Origin of the sequence: Streptomyces gardneri, from assembly GCF_006539185.1 — a bacterium.
Lineage (GTDB): Bacteria > Actinomycetota > Actinomycetes > Streptomycetales > Streptomycetaceae > Streptomyces > Streptomyces gardneri.
Genome location: NZ_BJMN01000028.1, coordinates 1 through 17,172, shown reverse-complemented (window position 1 = coordinate 17,172; position 17,172 = coordinate 1). Strand labels below are relative to the sequence as shown.

Here is a 17,172-nt window from a genome sequence, read left to right as displayed (position 1 = left end):
GGCCCGCACCCCGGTCTCCCGGGGTGCGGGCCCTTCTCTCGTACCGCTTCGTACCGCTTCGTACCGCTTAGAGGAACGAGTTGATCTCGATCGTCTCGGTCCGGCCGGGGCCGACACCGATCGCGGAGATCGGGGCGCCCGACATCTCCTCCAGGGCCTTCACGTAGGCCTGCGCGTTCTTCGGCAGGTCGGCGAAGGTCTTGGCCTTGGTGATGTCCTCGGACCAGCCCGGCAGCATTTCGTAGATCGGCTTCGCGTGGTGGAAGTCGGTCTGCGAGTACGGCAGCTCCTCGACGCGCTTGCCGTCGATCTCGTACGCGACACAGACCGGGATCTGCTCCCAGCCCGTCAGCACGTCGAGCTTGGTGAGGAAGAAGTCGGTCAGGCCGTTGACGCGGGTCGCGTAGCGGGCGATGACCGCGTCGAACCAGCCGCAGCGACGGTCACGGCCGGTGGTGACACCGCGCTCGCCACCGATGCGGCGCAGCGCCTCGCCGTCCGCGTCGAAGAGCTCCGTCGGGAACGGGCCGGCGCCGACACGGGTCGTGTACGCCTTGAGGATGCCGATGACCCGGCTGATCTTCGTCGGGCCCACGCCGGCGCCGGTGCAGGCGCCGCCCGCGGTCGGGTTCGAGGAGGTGACGAAGGGGTACGTGCCGTGGTCCACGTCCAGGAGGGTGCCCTGGCCGCCCTCGAAGAGCACGACCTTGTCCTCGTCGAGCGCGTTGTTGAGGATCAGCGTGGTGTCCGCGACGAACGGCTTGATCTGCTCCGCGTACTGGAGCATCTCCTCGACGATCTGGGCGGCGTCGATCGCGCGGCGGTTGTACAGCTTGGCGAGGAGCTGGTTCTTGCCCTCCAGCGCCGCCTCGACCTTCTGGACCAGGATCGACTCGTCGTACAGGTCCTGGACCCGGATGCCGACGCGGTTGATCTTGTCGGCGTACGTCGGCCCGATGCCGCGACCGGTGGTACCGATCTTGCGCTTGCCGAGGAACCGTTCCGTCACCTTGTCGAGGGTGACGTTGTACGGGGTGATCAGGTGAGCGTTACCGCTGATCAGGAGCTTCGACGTGTCCACGCCGCGCTCGTTCAGTCCGCTCAGCTCGGAGAGCAGGACCGCCGGGTCGACGACGACACCGTTTCCGATCACCGGGGTGCACCCCGGTGAGAGGATTCCGGAAGGGAGAAGATGCAGCGCGTACTTCTGGTCGCCTACGACGACGGTGTGGCCGGCGTTGTTGCCGCCCTGGTAACGCACTACATAGTCAACGGATCCACCGAGGAGGTCGGTGGCCTTTCCCTTGCCCTCGTCACCCCACTGAGCACCGAGCAGCACAAGTGCGGGCACAGGCGTACACCCCTTCCGGGTGGGGCATGTCCAAGGTCAGGGGGCATACGCCGCCTCACCGGTGTGCCCCGGAATAGACGAAGCCCCTGGCGCAATAGCGCAAGGGGCTCTTGCACAAAGATGCTACCCGAGGAAGGACCGAGGTGTCGGATCACGACCAGCTGCTGGTCATCGTCGACCCGGTCGCCCGCCGAAGTGACGGCGAGTCCGTACGGATCGCGAAGGATGTCCTGTCTGCGCGCGCAGAAGCGAAGATCTGCCTGCCGGACAGTCCTGAGGAATTCACCCGGGCCCTGGCCCGGCGCGGCTCACGGCACCCCGTGGTGCTCGGCGACGACCGCGCGCTGCTCCGCACGGTGACGCTGCTGCACCGGGAGCGGGAGCTCGCCGAGGGGGCGCTCTCCCTCGTCCCGATCGGCCCGCCGGACGCCCTGGAAGTCGCTCACGCGCTCGGCGTGCCGCGCTCCACTCCGGCGGCCGCGCGGGCCGTCCTCGACGGGGCGGTGCGCCGCCTGGACCTGCTGGTCGACGACAGCGACGGGGTCGTCCTCGGCGACCTGCTCGTCCCGGCCGTCCGCGACCTGGGCGCGCCGACCTCGTCCGTCTGGGGCACCTGCCGCTCCCTGGTCCGCACGCTGGTCCGCCCGGCCCCGACGGCCCTCGCGGTCCGCACGTACCGGCTGCGGGTGGAGGCGGACGGGGTGCTCCTCGCGGACGTGGACACGCCGGTGGAGGGCGTCTCGGTCCGCTCGGTCGCCGGGACGGCGGAGGTGATCGTCCACCCGTCGGCCGCCCCGGCACTCCACGGGACCGCCCGCACCCTCACCGTCTCGGGCCCGGACTTCCGCTACCGCGCGGACGGCCGCGTCACGGGACCGGTCCGGCGCCGGACGTGGACGGCCCGGGCGGGCGCCTGGGGGCTGACGCTGCCCCGGGAGGCGGCTCAGGAGCTCCGTACCGCGACCTGACCCGGAGCGCCGTCCGGTCGCGTCTGTTCGACTACATTTCGGATCACGGCCTGGCGCGCATGCCGGGTGGGGCCTCGCGCCGGGGGACATTCACCGGACGGGGGGACGTGCGATGACGTGTGCGCTGGACGTCGAGGAGACGGCGAGGGCGCTGGAGCGGACCCGGCGAAGAGCCGTCGGGCTGATCGTCGCGGGGCTCGTGACGATCGCGGTGGCCGGCGGCCTCGGCCTGCTCTTCGCGGACACCTGGCCCCGCGGCGCGGTCAACCTGCCCCTCGCGCTCGGGATCGTCTCGCTGCTCGGTGGGGCCGCCACGCTGTTCGGCGCCCGGCGGATGCGGCGGACGCTCGGCACCGGCACCTGGTCGGCGCACCCCGCCGCGACGGTCGGCGGCAAGGGGCACGCGACGAGCCTCGTGCTGCGCGCGCCGGACGGCCCCGAGACGTGGCCGCTGGCCGCGGTCGCGACCCGGCAGCGGTACGAACTGGTGCGGCCGGGTCCGGACGGCGTGCTCTGGTGGTGCGGCGACCCGCGCGTGGGCGGGGTGCTCGCAGCGCCCGGCGGCGGGCCGCTGATCTGGGCGAAGCCGCTCCGGGGCGAGCGCGTGCGCCGCCGGATCGTCGCGCTCGCGGAGGCGCAGGGGCTCCTGCACCGGCCGACCCCGAGGCAGCCGCAGGGGCCGGCGGTCGAGCCGGCGCACGTACAGGAGCCGTCGGTCGTACAGGAGGCGTCGGTCGTACAGGACCCGACGGTCGTACCGGAGCCGGCGCACGTACAGGACCCGACGGTCGTACAGGCGCCCACGGCCGTACACGAGCCGTCCGTATCCACCGACGCCCGCCCGCCCGTGTCCGGGCCGACGTACGCCGTGCTCGCCGCCCACGCCCAGCGGCAGGCCGAGCCCCCGGGCAAGGCGCCGCGCCCGGAGGCGGACGTGCGCGAGGTGCCGTGGTGGCGGGTGCGGAGCCTGCGGAGCATCGCCGGGGTGACGTCGGTGCTGATCGCGCTGGGGTTCTGCGCGGCCATGGGCGCGGTCGCGCTGACCGGGCCGTCGGAGCGGGACATGCCGAAGCTGCTCTTCGCCGGGGCGGTCTCCCTGGCCGGCCTCGTGTTCTCCGGCTACCGGATGCTGACCGCCGGCCTGCCCACGGTGCGGGTGCTGGCCCGGGCCGCGACCACCTTCACCCCCGTCCCGCGCCGGTACGTCCTCCTCTACGACCCGCACGGCGGCGCCCCGGTCCTGGTGTTCTTCTCGATGCACGGCGGCCTGGACGAGGCACCCGAAGGGGTGCTCCCGCTCGTTCCGCCGGGGCCGCCGAAGCACCCGCGCCGCGGGCTGCCGGCCCTGCCCGTCGGCCCCGCCGGGCTGCACGGCTGGCGGGACCTCACCCGGAACGGTGACGCGTTCATCGTGCCCTGGATCGACGGGCGCCCCCTGTGGCCCTCGGGCCCGTACCGGGAGGCGGGCGGGAAGGGCTTCCCGGCGCTGCTCGACCGGCTCGCCCCGCCCGTGGAGGCTCACACCTCCACGAGCAGCTCCTCGAAGCCCCGGATCACGTAGCCCGGCTTCCACACCGGCTCGGCCGCGAGCCGCAGGTTCGGGGCCTGACGGAGGAGCTCGCCGAAGACCGCCTCCAGTTCGAGGCGGGCGAGCGGGGCGCCGAGGCAGTAGTGGATGCCCGCGCCGAAGGTGATGTGCGGATTGTCGGCGCGGGTGAGGTCGAGCTCGTCGGCCGTCGGGCCGAAGCGGGCCGGGTCGCGGTTGGCGGAGCCGAAGAGGAGGGCGACCTCGGAGCCGCGCGGGATGATCTGGCCGCCGATCTCGATGTCGTCGAGGACCCAGCGCTCGAACATCTGGAGCGGGGTGTCGTAGCGCAGGATTTCTTCCACAGCTGTGGACAACTTTTCGGGATCCGGGCGGACGTCGTGCTTGAGGAGCGTCCACCAACCGTTGACCGTGGTGTTCACGGTGGCCTCGTGGCCCGCGTTCAGAAGGAGCACACAGGTGGAGACCATCTCCTGCTCCGTCAGCCCCTCCACCGCGACGAGACCCGAGATCAGGTCGTCCCCCGGGCTCTTGCGGCGCCGCGCGATCAGCTCCCGCAGATAGTCCGAGAACTCGATCGAGGCGGCGACCGCCCGCCGGGCCGTCTCCTCCGAGGGCTTCAGCTCGAACATCCCGCAGATCGCCGCCGACCAGGGCCGCAGCCGCGCCCGCTCCTCGTCGTCCTCCGGGACGCCCAGCATCTCGGCGATCACCGCGACCGGGAGGGGTTCGGCGACCGAGGCGAGCAGATCGCCGCCGCCCGCCGCCACCAGGTCCCCGACGAGGCCGGCAGCCAGCCGCCGTACCGTCGGCGCCAGGTTCTCCACCGTCCTCGGGGTGAACGCCTTCGACACGAGCCGCCGGATCCGGGTGTGGTCGGCGGCCTCCAGATCGAGCAGCCCGTGATCGTTGAGCGTGTGGAAGGGCTCGTGCGCGGCGTCCGGCGCCTCCCGCCCGAACTCCTCGTGGGTGAAGCGGTGCGTGTACGTCCGGCCGAGCCGCCGGTCCCGGAGGAGCGCCGAGACGTCCTCGTAGTGCGGGATCAGCCACTGGCGGGTGGGACCGTGCCAGTGCGCGCGGCCGGCGGCGCGCAGCCGGGCGTAGGCGGGGTAGGGATCGGCGACGAACTCGGGGGACCAGGGGTCGTACAGGGCATCGACGTCAGCAGCTTCCATGAGCGGACGCTACCCCTTCGCCGCGGGCCCGGCCATGATCCGCCGGACAGGGCCTAGCCGCCGACGCGCACCAGACCCGCCTCGTAGGCGAAGACCGCCGCCTGCGTCCGGTCGCGCAGGCCCAGCTTCACCAGGATCCGGCTCACGTGCGTCTTGATGGTCGACTCGGCGACGACGAGGTGCTCGGCGATCTCGACGTTCGACAGGCCCTGCGCGATGAGCACGAGCACCTCCGTCTCCCGCTCCGTGAGCTCCCCGATCTGCGCCATCGCCGGCGGCTTCGGGGAGCTGCCGGGGGCCTTCGCGAACTCGGTGATCAGCCGCTTGGTGACGGTCGGCGCGAGCAGCGCCTCGCCGGCCGCGACCACCCGCACGCCCTCCGCGAGCTGGCGGGCCGAGGCGTCCTTGAGCAGGAAGCCGGAGGCCCCGGCGCGCAGCGCCTGGTAGACGTACTCGTCCAGGTCGAAGGTGGTCAGGACGAGGACCTTCGCGTCCGCGTCGGCGGCGACGATCTCCCGCGTGGCGTCGATGCCGTTCAGCTCGGGCATGCGGATGTCCATGAGGACGACGTCCGGGCGGAGGGCGGCGACCTGGGAGATCGCCTCCCGGCCGTTGACGGCCTCGCCGACGACCTCGATGTCGGGCATCGCGCCGAGCAGGACGGAGAAGCCCTCGCGGACCATCATCTGATCGTCGACGATCAGCACCTTGATGCTCATTCCCCGGCCTCCTCGCGGACCTCGTCACGGCTCACAGGGATGAAGGCCGCCACCTCGTAGCCGCCGTCCGCCGTCACCTCGGCGGTCATCTCCCCGCCGAGCATCGTCACACGCTCCCGCATGCCGGTGATGCCGTGCCCGGCCCCGGGCGAGGGCTTCACGAGCCCGCGCGCGGGCCCGTTGGCGACGCGCAGCCCAAGCCCCCCGAGGACATAGCTGACCTCGACCTTCGCCGCCGCGCCCGGCGCGTGCCGCAGCACGTTCGACAGGGCCTCCTGGACGATCCGGTACGCGGAGAGCTCCACGCCCTGCGGCAGCTCCCGCACCGCGCCGGTCACCGTCTTCTCGACGACGAGCCCGGCCTCGGTGACATTGCGGACGAGCGAGTCGAGATCGCCGAGGGTCGGCTGCGGGGCGTCGGGGGCCTCGTAGTCCTCGGCGCGGACGACCCCGAGGATGCGGCGCAGCTCGGTCAGCGCGGCGACCGCGTTCTCACGGATGGTGAGGAAGGCCTGCTCCAGCTCCGGCGGCGGGTTCTCGACCCGGTAGGGCGCGGCCTCGGCCTGGATGGCGACCACCGACATGTGGTGGGCGACGACGTCGTGGAGCTCCCGGGCGATGGTGGTGCGCTCCTCCAGGACGGTCCGCTTGGAGATCTCCTGGGCGGTCACGGTCTGCTGGGCGGTGACCTCGCGGGTGGCCTGGCGGCGGACCTGGAACATGGAGACGGTGAGCAGCGCGAGCGCCGCGACGAACAGCAGCGGGATCGAGTCGGAGCTGCGCCCCCGGCCGAGGAACATCTCGGTGAAGAGGCAGTAGCCGGCCGTCACCAGCCACATCCACACGGCGGTACGGGGCCGGGTGCGCGCGGCGACCACGACGAGGATCACCAGATGGGCGACGAGGCAGGCCGCCGACCAGGGCCAACCGCCGTCGAAACCGGCGATGTACCCGATGAAGGGGGCCGCGCCGAGCGAGGCCCAGAAGGCGAGGACCGGCCGGACCAGGGTGAGCAGCACGATCGCGGCCGGCACGCAGGTGGCCACGAGCGCCGCGGCACCGAAGCCGTAGTAGATCCGGTCGTACCCCAGGGCGAAGACGATCACGGCCCAGAACGCGACGAAGGCGTGCGGGAGAAACCCGGTGTAGACCCGTATCCGCCTCGGCAGGAAGCGGGTCGGCCCGCTGTCCACGTCCATGCGCGGCAGCGGTCGGTAGGCGAAGGCGTCGTGGAAGAGTTCCTGCCGCAGCCCGCCGAGGGCTTCCTGCACCAGGTGGAGCTCGGGGCTGCGGCTCGTCTCGGAGGTCTGTGTCTGGGTCACGCGAACCACGGTACGGGGGGTGGGGGACCCGGTCGTCCCGCTGGATGCGGATCCTTCCGGGTCCCCCTTGAGGACTAGAGCAGGCCTCAGGCGACGCTGCTGTAGTTGTCGCCCTGGTACTTGTAGAGGTCCGTCGTCCGACGGGTGAAGGGGGCGGTGGTGTTGCCTGTCGAGCTGTAGACGTGCGCGCCGTACTCGCCGCTCGTCCCGTACGCGATCAGGTCCGGCCGCCCGTCGTTGTCGACGTCGCCGGCGCCGATGAGCTGGGAGTAGGCACCCCAGCCGGCACCGATCTTCACGCGGGTGGAGAAGCCGCCGTGGCCGTTGCCCTGGTACAGCCAGAGGACGCCGGAGGTGTCACGGGCGACCAAGTCCCCGGCGGCGGTGCCGGCGATGTTCCCGACGGCGGTGAGGTGGTTGTAGGCCTGCCAGCCCCCGCCGACCCGGACCCGGGTCCCGAACGGCTTCGCGTAGCTGCCGGTGCCCTTGTAGAACCACAGGACGCCGGCGCTGTCCGTGGCCACCAGGTCGGAGCGGTTGTCTCCATCGAGGTCCGAGCCTCCGGCGATCTTGTTGTAGCCCTGCCAGCCCGGGCCGACCTTCAGCCGGGGGGCGAACGTGCCGTCGCCCTTGGCCAGGTAGAGCCACTGCACGCCGGAGCCGTCGACCGCGACCAGATCGCCGTGGGCGGCGCCGCCCACGTTGCCTACCGCCTCGATCTGCTTGTACGCCCCCCAGCCCGCGCCGACACGGGTGGTCGTTTCGGTCCTGATCAGGCCGTAGTACGGACGGTCCCTCAGGTCGTCGCGCCACAGCACGCCGTCGGCGTCCCGGGCGAGGACGTCGGTGGAGCCGTTGCCGTTGTAGTCGTGCGGGTTGGTCGAGGCCGAGCCGGCCGCGGAAGCAGCCGGGGCGGTGGCGAGGGTGCCGGCGCCCAGGGCCGTGACGGCGAGAACGGCTGAGGCGAGGCGGATGCCGGTGGAACGGAACTGCAAGGTGGACTCCCACGAGAAGATCGGACACGGCGGTGCCGTGCCTGATCAGACTCGTGATCGGGGCCCGTGGTTGTACGAGGAATGCGTTGAACGTTCGACTCCGGAGACGGTCACCAGGCCAGCTGGGCGATCTCCTCCGAGACCACCGCGCAGGCGTCCGCTGCCGGGTCGATCAGGGGGAAGTGGCCGACGCCTTCGAGGAGTGTGAGGCCGACCTCCTCGCCGGCCTTCGCCGCCGCGTCCGCGTACGCCTCGGCGACCGTGTGCGGGACGTCGGTGTCCTCGCGGCCCTGGACGATCGTGGTGGCGATGCCCGTCGGGAGGAGGGCGGCCGGGTCGGCGAAGGGGGCTCGGCGCTCGTACTCCGTCTCGCCGCCGAGGAGTTCGGTGACCGCGCCGCCGCAGACGCCTAGTTCCACCGCCCGCCCGAAGTGGGCGATCGGGGCGAGGGCGACGACCCCGCGCAGCGCGGGCGGGGCGGGCAGTCGCCAGGGGGAGTCCGCGGGCAGGACGTGCCGTGCGGCGGCCCAGAGGGCGAGGTGGCCGCCGGCCGAGTGGCCGGTGAGGACGATCCGGGCGGTGTCCGCCTGGGGCAGGTGGACGGCGGCAAGGTCCGGTACGGCGTCGAGTGCGGCCGCCACGTCGTCGAAGGTCTCCGGCCAGCGCCCGGCGACCGGGGACGTACCGCCCTGGCGGGGGATGTCGCTGCCGCGCCGGTACTCGACGCTGGCCACGGCGAAGCCGCGGCGGGCGAGGAAGTCCACGAACGGGGTGAGGTGCTGCCGGTCGTACGGCGCCCGCCAGGCGCCGCCGTGCAGGGCGACGACGAGCGGGGCCCGGGTGCGGCCGTCGCGCGGGGCGTAGAAGTCGACCACCTGGTCCGGGTGGTCGCCGTACGCGGCGGAGGCGTCCGGGGGGACGGCCGGGTGCGAGAAGGCCGACGCTTCTTCGGCGGCATCGCGCGCGGCGGGGTCCGGCATGCTGTTCCAACCTCTCGGTGACGCGGCCGAATTGGCCTGACCTGCGGGGACGGTACCAGCACCGGAGCCCCCGCAGATCAGGCGATCATCGGACGGTCGTTCCTCAGGCGGGGAGGTCTGCCAGGACCTCCGCGAGGACCCGCGCCGCCTTCTCCGCGTCCGCGAAGCCGACGTACAGCGGGGTGAAGCCGAACCGCAGGACGTCGGGGCGGCGCAGGTCGCCGACGACGCCGCGCTTGATCAGCTCGGCCATGACGGCCGGCGCGTTCTCGCAGCTCAGCGCGGCCTGGCTGCCCCGCTCGCCGTGCGCGTCCGGCGTCACGGAGACGACGCGGCCCGCCGGCACGTACGCCCGCACGCACTCCAGGAAGAAGTCCGTGAGCGCCAGGGACTTGGCCCGTATGTCCTCGATGGCGACCCCGTCCCAGACGTCGAGCGCCGCTTCGAGGGCCAGCATGGAGAGGATGTCCGGCGTCCCGACCCGGCCCCGCACGGCGCCCGCGGCCGCCTCGTACCCGGGGGTCATCGCGAACGGGTCCGCGTGCGAGTTCCAGCCGGGCAGCGGCGAGTCGAAGGCCGCCTGGTGGCGCTCGGCGACGTACAGGTACGCGGGCGAACCGGGGCCGCCGTTCAGGTACTTGTAGGTGCAGCCGACGGCCAGGTCGACCCCGTGGGCGTCCAGGCCGACGGGCAGGGCGCCCGCGCTGTGGCACAGGTCCCAGACGGCGAGCGCGCCCGCCGCGTGGAGCGCGGCGGTGAGGCCGGGCAGGTCCTGGAGCCGGCCCGTCCGGTAGTCGACGTGGTTGACGAGCGCGAGGGCCGTGCGGTCGCTCACCGCGTCCGCCATGTCGGCCGGGTCGCACGCCACGATCTCGTGACCCGTCATGCGCGCCGCGGACTGTGCGATGTACCCGTCCGTGGGAAAGGTCGTCGCGTCGACGAGGATCTCGTCGCGATCGTCGCCGTTGATCCGGGCCGCCGCGACGACCGCCTTGAAGACGTTCACGCTCGTCGAGTCGCCGACCACGATCTGCCCGGGGGCGGCGCCGACGATCGGGGCGATCCGGTCGCCGATCCGCTCCGGCGCGGTCCACCAGCCGGACTCGTCCCAGGAGCGGATGCGCAGCTCGCCCCACTCACGGGTGATCACATCGGCCATGCGGGCCGGGACGTGCGCGGGGAGCGCGCCGAGCGAGTTGCCGTCGAGGTAGACGGTCCCCGCGTCGAGGGCGAACTTCTCGCGGTACTTGGCCAGCTCGTCGGCCGCGTCGAGCCGGGCTGCCTTCTCCTCGTACGACTCAGACATGGCTGCGGGCCGTCCAGAGCTCGGGGAACACGTTCTTCTGGGCCCGCTTCTCCAGCCAGGCCACGCCCGCCGAGCCGCCGGTGCCGGTCTTCGCGCCCATCGCGCGCCGGGTCGCGACCAGGTGGTCGTTGCGCCAGCGCCAGATCAGCTCGGCGACGTCGCTGAGGGCCTCGCCGAGCCGGACGAGCTCGGTGTTCTGGTCGGCGTCCGCGTAGATCCCGGCCCAGACGGCCTCGACCTCGGGGGACGGCTCGTACCGCTGCGCGAGGTCACGGCCGAGGACCGACTGCGGCACGGGCAGCCCGCGCCGGGCCAGCAGGGCGAGGACCTCGTCGTACAGGCTCGGCTCCTGGAGCGCCTTCTCCAGCTCGGCGTGTACGCGGGGCGCGCCCCGGTGCGGGACGAGCATGGACGCGGACTTCTCGCCGAGCAGGAACTCCATGCGGCGGTACATCGCCGACTGGAAGCCGGAGCCCTCGCCGAGGGCGGCCCGGTAGGCGTTGAACTGGCCGGGGGTGAGCTGGGCGAGCGGCCGCCACGAGTGGTTGAGCGCCTCCAGCTCGCGGACCGAGCGCTTGAGCGCGTCCATCGCGACGGGGACGCGGTCCTCGCGCAGGGCGCGGCTCGCGGTCTCCCACTCGTGGACGATGACCGTGAACCACAGCTCCATGACCTGGGTGGTGACCAGGAAGACCATCTCGCCGGGGTCGTCCGAGCGGAGGTGCTGGAGGTGGGTGAGGACGTCCGCCTGGACGTAGTCCTCGTACGGCGTGGTACCCGCGAAGTCGAGGTTCGGGTCGACCGAACCGGCTCCGGCATCGGGGGAAACCGGGGGGAGTGACATTGCTGTCTCCTCGATACGAACTACCGGGTAGCGGTCTGCTCCACCGTGCGCGCCTTCTTCCCTGCGGCACGGGAGCCCCGGTCCCCTCGGGAGGCGTGCTTCGTCGCGCGCCGTCCCAACGGCATCATGACACGATCGGCCCCGTGATGTAGCTACCGTCTTCGTCATACGGAAACGCGTTCGAACGGCAGCCGTTCAGGCCCTTGATCTGCTGCATCATCGCGGGCGCGGGCTTGCCCGGACCCGGGCAGCCCATGTGCTGTCGGATGCCGATCTCGTGGCCGACCTCGTGGTTGATGATCAGGTGCCGGTACTCGGCCGCCTCCCCCGCGAAGGTCGGCGAGCCGAGCATCCACCGCTTGAGGTTCACGACGACGCCGTCGGCGGTCTCGCAGTTCAGCTCGCCGTGGGTGTTCAGGCCCTGCCGGGCGCAGAGGGCGTCCGCCGTGTCGGGGGTGGCGATCCGGATGACGAAGTCGGCGTTCTGCGAGACCAGCTGGAAGCGGCCCCGGCCGTGCGCCGCCCAGCTGCGCGGATGGGCCAGGATCTGCTGGATCTCGGCGGCCGCTCCGTGCGCCGACAGCTCGATGCCGTCCTCGACCTGGACGCGGTAGCGGCGCAGCGAGCCGCCGGTGCCGACCGCGTCGCCGGAGGCCTGCGCGGTGGTGAACGTCCCCGCGCCGGACTGCGGCACGGTCGTCTTCTTCGGGGTCGGTTTGGGCTTGGGCTTCGGCTTCGCCGTCGTGGCCTTCGGCTTCGGCTTCGCCGTCGTCGGCCGGGGTGTGGGGGCGTCCGTCGTGGGCGCCTCGGTCACGGGCGTCGGCTCCGGCGCGGGGGCGGCCGCATCGTCGGCCGTCCGGCCGTTGAAGTGGGCGAGGGCGGCTCCGCCGCCGAGCGCGAGGGTCATCAGGACCAGGACCGGCAACGCGAGCCGGCGCACGGGGCCGCGTCTGCCTCTGGCCCGCCGGCGGCTCTGTGTCCCTCGCCGTCCTGCGGGTGCGGCACGCTTGCCCACGACAGACTTCTCCCCTGTGTCGGCCGGTGTGGGGGAAGAGGAGTTGGGGCCTCGGAAACCGGCGTCTTCGGTCCTGCGGTCCCGGGGATCGTACCGGCCCTCTTCGTCCGTCCTCGAACACGCTCGAACACGTCGAGAGGGTCTGTCCCGATTTCCGCCCGCCCGGTGGGACAGGGGGAAACCGGGACGGATCAGGTCGTCCGGGAAGCGGTCCGGCAGGTCAGCCGAGCGTCTCCGCCGCGGTCTCCGAGGAGTCCCGCAGGAAGGTCGTGCAGCGCTCGAACTCCTCCTTCTCGCCGATCGAGCCGGCCGCCCGGGCGAGGGCGTGCAACGCGCGCAGGAAGCCGCGGTTCGGCTCGTGCTCCCACGGCACCGGGCCGTGGCCCTTCCAGCCGCTGCGGCGCAGCGCGTCCAGGCCGCGGTGGTAGCCGGTACGGGCGTAGGCGTACGACTCGACGACCCGGCCGCCCTCGAAGGCGTCGTCGGCGAGCTGGGCCCAGGCGAGCGAAGAGGTCGGGTACTGCGCGGCGACCTCGGCCGGCGCCGTGCCGTTCGCGAGCAGCTCGCGCGGACCCGGGTCGTCGGGCAGGTGGGTGGGGGCCGGTCCCCCCAGAAGGTTCTCGTGGATGGCCATGGCCACAGCCTAGGGGGTGCCCGCCCCCGCCCTCGGGCCGCGCTGCCCGGGCGACCTGAGGTCGGCCTCGGGCCGAGCGGTGTCGGCGGCGTCGGTGGGTCTGAGGGGTCGGGGGCCGGGGAGGCGCCCTCGCCCCCGAGCGGGACCGGCGGCCCGGGCTGCGTCCTCGCCCCCGAGCGGCCCCGGCGGCCCGGGCGGTGCCCTCGGGCCGAGCTGCCCGGCCCGAAGCAGCGGGTGTCTCAGCCCGAGGCGTTCGCCCCCGGGTCCAGTGGCGGTGACGTCACCCCGCAGTGGACGCGGCACTCCGGGTGGCATCCGGGCCGTTCGGCCGGGGTGCGCATCGTCGTCCAGGCGAGCACCGCCCCCACCACCAGGATCCCCGCGCACATCGGCATCGCGCGCCGGAAGGTCTCGTCGAACTCCTCCGCCGAGCGGTACGCCTCCGGGCCCATCCCGGCGAGCAGCGGCAGCGCGGCCACCGCGAGCAGCCCGGCCGCCCGCGCCGCCGCGTTGTTGATCCCGCTCGCCAGGCCCGCCCTGGACACGTCCACCGAGGCCAGGACGGTCGCGGTCAGCGGCGCGACCAGGGCCGTCATGCCGAGGCCGAGCACCAGCATGGCCGGCAGCACGTCCTGTACGTACGAGGCGTCCTCCCCGACCCGCAGCATCAGGAGCATTCCCGCGGCGCACAGCAGCGGCCCCACCGTGAGCGGGATCCGGGGGCCGATCCGCTCCCCCAGCTCCCCGGACTTCGCCGACAGCAGCAGCATGAGCACGGTCGTCGGCAGCAGGGCCGTACCGGCGCCGAGCGCCGAGTAGCCGGAGACCACCTGGAGCTGGAGCGCGGCCAGGAAGAAGAACCCGCCGAAGGCCGCGTACACGCACAGGGTGACCAGGTTGACCGCCGTGAACAGCCGGGACGCGAAGATCGACGGCGGCGCCATCGCACGCTCGCCGCGCCGCCGCTCCACCACCACGAACCCCGCCCCGAGCACGAGCCCGGCCACCCCCGCCCACCAGGCCGCGCCGATCAGCGCGTACGTCACGAGGCCGAGCGCCGCCGCGCCCAGGAACGCGCCGAGCACGTCGAAGCGACCGTGCGCGGTCTCGTCCCGCGACTCGGGCACATGGCGCAGGGCCACGGGCACGCAGACGGCGGCGAGCGGCACGTTCAGCAGGAACACCCACCGCCAGCCGGGCCCGTCCACCAGCCAGCCGCCGACGAACGGCCCGATCGCCGCGCCCACGCCGCCGAAGCCGGACCACAGGCCGACCGCCCTGGCCCGGTCGTCCTCGTGGAAGCTGGCCTGGATCAGCGCGAGCGAGCCGGGGGTGAGCAGCGCCCCGCCCACGCCCTGGAGCGCGCGGGCCGCGATCAGCACCTCGGTGTTCGGCGCGAGTCCGCACAGCAGCGAGGCGAGCGCGAACCACACCACCCCGATCACGAAGACCCGGCGCCGCCCGTACCGGTCGCCGAGCGCCCCGCCGAGCAGGATCAGTCCGGCGAGGGTCAGCATGTAGGCGTTGACGGTCCACTGGAGGGCACCGAGGTCGGCGTCCAGGTCCTCGCCGATGTGCGGGAGGGCGACGTTGACGACGGTGGAGTCGAGCAGCGCCATCCCGGAGCCGAGGACGGTCGTGAACAGGATCCACCGGCCTGTCCCCGAGGCCATCCGCACGTCCCGCTCACCCATGCCTGCATGGTCCCGCGAAGCCGCGGGCGCCGCTCGCCGACGCGGCCGCCGGGGCAGTCGCCGGGCGGACTCCGGCCGGCGCCGTCAGCCCGTCCGCAGCGGGTTCGCCGCCCGGATCAGCCCGTCCGCAGCCGGGTCGCCGCCCGGATCAGCCCGTCCGCAGCCAGGTCGCCGCCCGGATCAGCCCGTCCGCAGCCGGGTCGCCGCTCTGATCAGCGCGTCCGCAGCCGGGTCGCCGCTCTGATCAGCGCGTCCACGCCCCGCTCGGCCTTCTTCCGCGGGCAGCCCACGTTCAGCCGGACGAAACCCGGCGTCCCGTACACCCCGCCCGGCATGATCGCGACCTTCTCCACGGACACCAGCTCCTCCTGGAGCCGGGTCTCCTCGATCCCGAGCGGGCGCAGGTCGATCCAGGCCAGGTAGCCGGCCTGCGGGGGCTCCCAGACGACACCGGGCAGCCCCGTGGCCAGCCGCTCCCGGAGCAGCTCCATCGTGCCCGCGACATAGCCGCGCAGCTCGTCCAGCCACGGCGCGCCCTGCCGGTACGCGGCGATGTGGGCGGTCAGCGAGAGGACGGCGGGCGAGGCGAGGCCCTCGCCGGTCTCCATGCGCCGGACGAACGTCTGGCGGGCGTCGGGGTCGCCGACGATCCCGTACGAGCCGGAGAGCGCGGGGAAGTTGAAGGCCTTCGTGCCGGAGGTGACGAGCGCCCAGCGGCGGCCCCGGCCCTGTTCGGCCACCCGGGTCCACGGGACGTGCCGGTGGCCGTCGGTGGTGAGGTCGGCGTGGATCTCGTCGCTGACGACGGCCGCGCCGTGCCGTTCGGCCAGCTCGGCGAAGGCGGCGAGCTCCTGCTCCGTCCACACCCGGCCCGTCGGGTTGTGCGGGGAGCAGAGCAGCAGCATCCGGCTGTCGGGGCGGGCGAGCTCCCGCTCCAGGGCGTCGAGGTCCCCGAGCGGCACGCCCCGCAGCTCGCGCCCGAGCCCGGTGACCGCCTTGCGGAAGCCGTCGTAGGTGGGGGTGTGCACGACGACGCCGTCGCCGGGCTCCGTCCACATCCGCAGGAGCTGCGAGAGCTGGTTGAGCACGGACGGCGCGTACACCAGCGCCTCCGGGTCGATCCCGGTCGCGTACCGGCTCGCGTACCAGTGCCGGATCGCGTCCCGGAACTCCCCGAGCCGCCAGTCCGTGTAGCCGAAGACGCCGTGGTCGACGCGGTCGCGCAGGGCGGCGAGGACCTCCGGCGGGGAGGCGAAGTCCATGTCGGAGATGGTGAAGGGGAGCAGGTCGGGGACGCCGAAGCGGTCCGCGATCCCGTCCCACTGGACCGACCAGGTCCCGTGCCGGTCTATCTCACGGTCGAAGTCGTACATCGTGCCCTCCCCTGGGAAGTGTCCTGGACGCACGAGGGCCCGGCACCTCGGGAGGTACCGGGCCCGTCGTTCAACGATTACTTCAGCTTCGTGCCGGTCGAGCGCAGCGCCGCGCACGCCTCGGTCACACGGACGGCCATGCCGGCCTCGGCCAGCTTGCCCCAGGTGCGGGGGTCGTAGGTGGACTTCTTGCCGACCTCGCCGTCGACCTTCAGGACACCGTCGTAGTTGCGGAACATGTGGTCCGCGACCGGGCGGGTGAAGGCGTACTGGGTGTCGGTGTCGAGGTTCATCTTCACGACGCCGTTCTCCAGCGCGGTGGCGATCTCCTCGGCGGTCGAGCCCGAGCCACCGTGGAAGACGAAGTCGAACGGGTTGACCTTGCCGAACTTCTCGGCGACGCCCGCCTGGAGGTCCTTGAGGAGCTCGGGGCGGAGCACGACGTTGCCCGGCTTGTAGACGCCGTGGACGTTGCCGAAGGACGCGGCCAGCAGGTAGCGGCCCTTCTCGCCCAGGCCGAGGGCCTCGGCGGTGCGGATGGCGTCGTCGACGGTGGTGTACAGCTCGTCGTTGATCTCGTGGGTGACGCCGTCCTCCTCGCCACCGGTCGGGGTGATCTCGACCTCAAGGATGATCTTGGCGGCGGCGGCCAGCGCGAGCAGCTCCTGGCCGATGGCCAGGTTGTCGGCGAGGGTCTCGGCGGAGCCGTCCCACATGTGCGACTGGAACAGCGGGTTCTCACCACGGGCGACGCGCTCGGCGGAGACGGCGAGCAGCGGACGGACGTAGCCGTCCAGCTTGTCCTTCGGGCAGTGGTCGGTGTGCAGAGCGACCGTGATGTCGTACTTCGCGGCGACGATGTGCGCGAACTCGGCCAGGGCAACGGCGCCCGTGACCATGTCCTTGTTGTACTGGCCGCCCAGGAACTCGGCGCCACCGGTCGAAATCTGAATGATGCCGTCGCTCTCGGCCTCCGCGAAGCCTCGCAGCGCCGCGTGCAGAGTCTGGGTCGAGGTCACATTGATGGCCGGGTAGGCGAACTTGCCTGCCTTCGCCCGGTCGAGCATCTCGTTGTAGACCTCGGGGGTTGCGATGGGCATTCGTCCGCTCCTTGTGATGTGCGGGGTGTGTGCGTTGCTGTCCCTGACCTGGGGGCGACGTCATCGTCGCCCCCATCCTTTCAGACTCTCGTCCTGGCTCCCACGGGCGCGGCACACCAAGGGGCGGGGTGTTTCACGTGAAACACCCCG

At 72.7% G+C, this 17,172-nt stretch carries 15 protein-coding genes; 2 read left to right on the top strand and 13 right to left on the bottom strand.

All coding sequences use genetic code 11. From position 1 onward, the window contains the following. Positions 1–67: 67 nt before the first annotated feature. Positions 68–1,351: an adenylosuccinate synthase gene (locus SGA01_RS21465; RefSeq protein ID WP_024760101.1), complete on the bottom strand. Its 1,284-nt coding sequence runs from the start codon at positions 1,349–1,351 to the stop codon at positions 68–70. Between the two features lie 110 nt (positions 1,352–1,461). Between SGA01_RS21465 and SGA01_RS21460 the strand changes: the two genes are divergently transcribed. Continuing rightward, positions 1,462–2,319: a diacylglycerol kinase family protein gene (locus tag SGA01_RS21460; protein WP_176602605.1), complete on the top strand. Its 858-nt coding sequence runs from the start codon at positions 1,462–1,464 to the stop codon at positions 2,317–2,319. Positions 2,320–2,431: 112 nt separating this feature from the next. Further along, positions 2,432–3,880, top strand: a complete 1,449-nt coding sequence (locus SGA01_RS21455) for a hypothetical protein (protein ID WP_141298060.1) — start codon at positions 2,432–2,434, stop codon at positions 3,878–3,880. On the opposite strand, the gene SGA01_RS21450 is transcribed toward SGA01_RS21455, so the two are convergent. The 12 genes from SGA01_RS21450 to fbaA form a co-directional block, all read right to left on the bottom strand. After that, positions 3,838–5,040, bottom strand: coding sequence for a cytochrome P450 (locus SGA01_RS21450; RefSeq protein ID WP_141298059.1), 1,203 nt, complete (start codon positions 5,038–5,040; stop codon positions 3,838–3,840). The genes SGA01_RS21455 and SGA01_RS21450 overlap by 43 nt on opposite strands. 53 nt (positions 5,041–5,093) lie before the next feature. Next, positions 5,094–5,759 (bottom strand): response regulator, encoded by a 666-nt coding sequence (locus SGA01_RS21445; protein ID WP_141298058.1) that lies wholly within the window; start codon positions 5,757–5,759, stop codon positions 5,094–5,096. Then, entirely contained in the window at positions 5,756–7,090 is a 1,335-nt protein-coding gene (locus SGA01_RS21440; RefSeq protein WP_141298057.1) for a sensor histidine kinase, read from the bottom strand. Before SGA01_RS21440 ends, SGA01_RS21445 begins: the two co-directional genes overlap by 4 nt. 77 nt (positions 7,091–7,167) lie before the next feature. Then, entirely contained in the window at positions 7,168–8,076 is a 909-nt protein-coding gene (locus tag SGA01_RS21435) for an FG-GAP repeat domain-containing protein (protein WP_229918234.1), read from the bottom strand. 110 nt (positions 8,077–8,186) lie between these two features. Continuing rightward, positions 8,187–9,056 (bottom strand): alpha/beta hydrolase, encoded by an 870-nt coding sequence (locus SGA01_RS21430; RefSeq protein ID WP_141298055.1) that lies wholly within the window; start codon positions 9,054–9,056, stop codon positions 8,187–8,189. A 103-nt stretch (positions 9,057–9,159) separates the two neighbouring features. Then, positions 9,160–10,362: a kynureninase gene (kynU, locus tag SGA01_RS21425; RefSeq protein ID WP_141298054.1), complete on the bottom strand. Its 1,203-nt coding sequence runs from the start codon at positions 10,360–10,362 to the stop codon at positions 9,160–9,162. Continuing rightward, a complete protein-coding gene (locus SGA01_RS21420; RefSeq protein ID WP_141298053.1) occupies positions 10,355–11,206 on the bottom strand; it encodes a tryptophan 2,3-dioxygenase family protein in 852 nt (283 codons plus the stop codon). The genes kynU and SGA01_RS21420 overlap by 8 nt, the downstream gene beginning before the upstream one ends. Before the next feature lie 124 nt (positions 11,207–11,330). Beyond that, positions 11,331–12,146, bottom strand: coding sequence for a DUF3152 domain-containing protein (locus SGA01_RS21415; RefSeq protein WP_308699068.1), 816 nt, complete (start codon positions 12,144–12,146; stop codon positions 11,331–11,333). Positions 12,147–12,441: 295 nt separating this feature from the next. Continuing rightward, positions 12,442–12,855, bottom strand: coding sequence for a DUF3151 domain-containing protein (locus SGA01_RS21410; protein WP_141298051.1), 414 nt, complete (start codon positions 12,853–12,855; stop codon positions 12,442–12,444). A gap of 239 nt (positions 12,856–13,094) precedes the next feature. Then, positions 13,095–14,549, bottom strand: coding sequence for an MFS transporter (locus SGA01_RS21405; RefSeq protein WP_141298050.1), 1,455 nt, complete (start codon positions 14,547–14,549; stop codon positions 13,095–13,097). Between the two features lie 212 nt (positions 14,550–14,761). Then, positions 14,762–15,922, bottom strand: a complete 1,161-nt coding sequence (locus tag SGA01_RS21400; protein ID WP_141298049.1) for a MalY/PatB family protein — start codon at positions 15,920–15,922, stop codon at positions 14,762–14,764. Between the two features lie 77 nt (positions 15,923–15,999). Next, complete coding sequence (gene fbaA, locus SGA01_RS21395; RefSeq protein WP_024758827.1) at positions 16,000–17,022, bottom strand: class II fructose-bisphosphate aldolase; 1,023 nt, start codon at positions 17,020–17,022, stop codon at positions 16,000–16,002. Between the last annotated feature and the right edge of the window lie 150 nt (positions 17,023–17,172).

What these genes read in the sequence shown, in the direction of transcription:
- SGA01_RS21455 (WP_141298060.1), top strand. Translation starts at nt 2,432, where the DNA reads ATGACGTGTGCGCTGGACGTCGAGGAGACGGCGAGGGCGCTGGAGCGG.
- fbaA (WP_024758827.1), bottom strand. Translation starts at nt 17,022, where the DNA reads ATGCCCATCGCAACCCCCGAGGTCTACAACGAGATGCTCGACCGGGCG.
- SGA01_RS21420 (WP_141298053.1), bottom strand. Translation starts at nt 11,206, where the DNA reads ATGTCACTCCCCCCGGTTTCCCCCGATGCCGGAGCCGGTTCGGTCGAC.
- SGA01_RS21410 (WP_141298051.1), bottom strand. Translation starts at nt 12,855, where the DNA reads ATGGCCATCCACGAGAACCTTCTGGGGGGACCGGCCCCCACCCACCTG.
- SGA01_RS21450 (WP_141298059.1), bottom strand. Translation starts at nt 5,040, where the DNA reads ATGGAAGCTGCTGACGTCGATGCCCTGTACGACCCCTGGTCCCCCGAG.
- kynU (WP_141298054.1), bottom strand. Translation starts at nt 10,362, where the DNA reads ATGTCTGAGTCGTACGAGGAGAAGGCAGCCCGGCTCGACGCGGCCGAC.
- SGA01_RS21405 (WP_141298050.1), bottom strand. Translation starts at nt 14,549, where the DNA reads ATGGGTGAGCGGGACGTGCGGATGGCCTCGGGGACAGGCCGGTGGATC.
- SGA01_RS21445 (WP_141298058.1), bottom strand. Translation starts at nt 5,759, where the DNA reads ATGAGCATCAAGGTGCTGATCGTCGACGATCAGATGATGGTCCGCGAG.
- SGA01_RS21430 (WP_141298055.1), bottom strand. Translation starts at nt 9,056, where the DNA reads ATGCCGGACCCCGCCGCGCGCGATGCCGCCGAAGAAGCGTCGGCCTTC.
- SGA01_RS21400 (WP_141298049.1), bottom strand. Translation starts at nt 15,922, where the DNA reads ATGTACGACTTCGACCGTGAGATAGACCGGCACGGGACCTGGTCGGTC.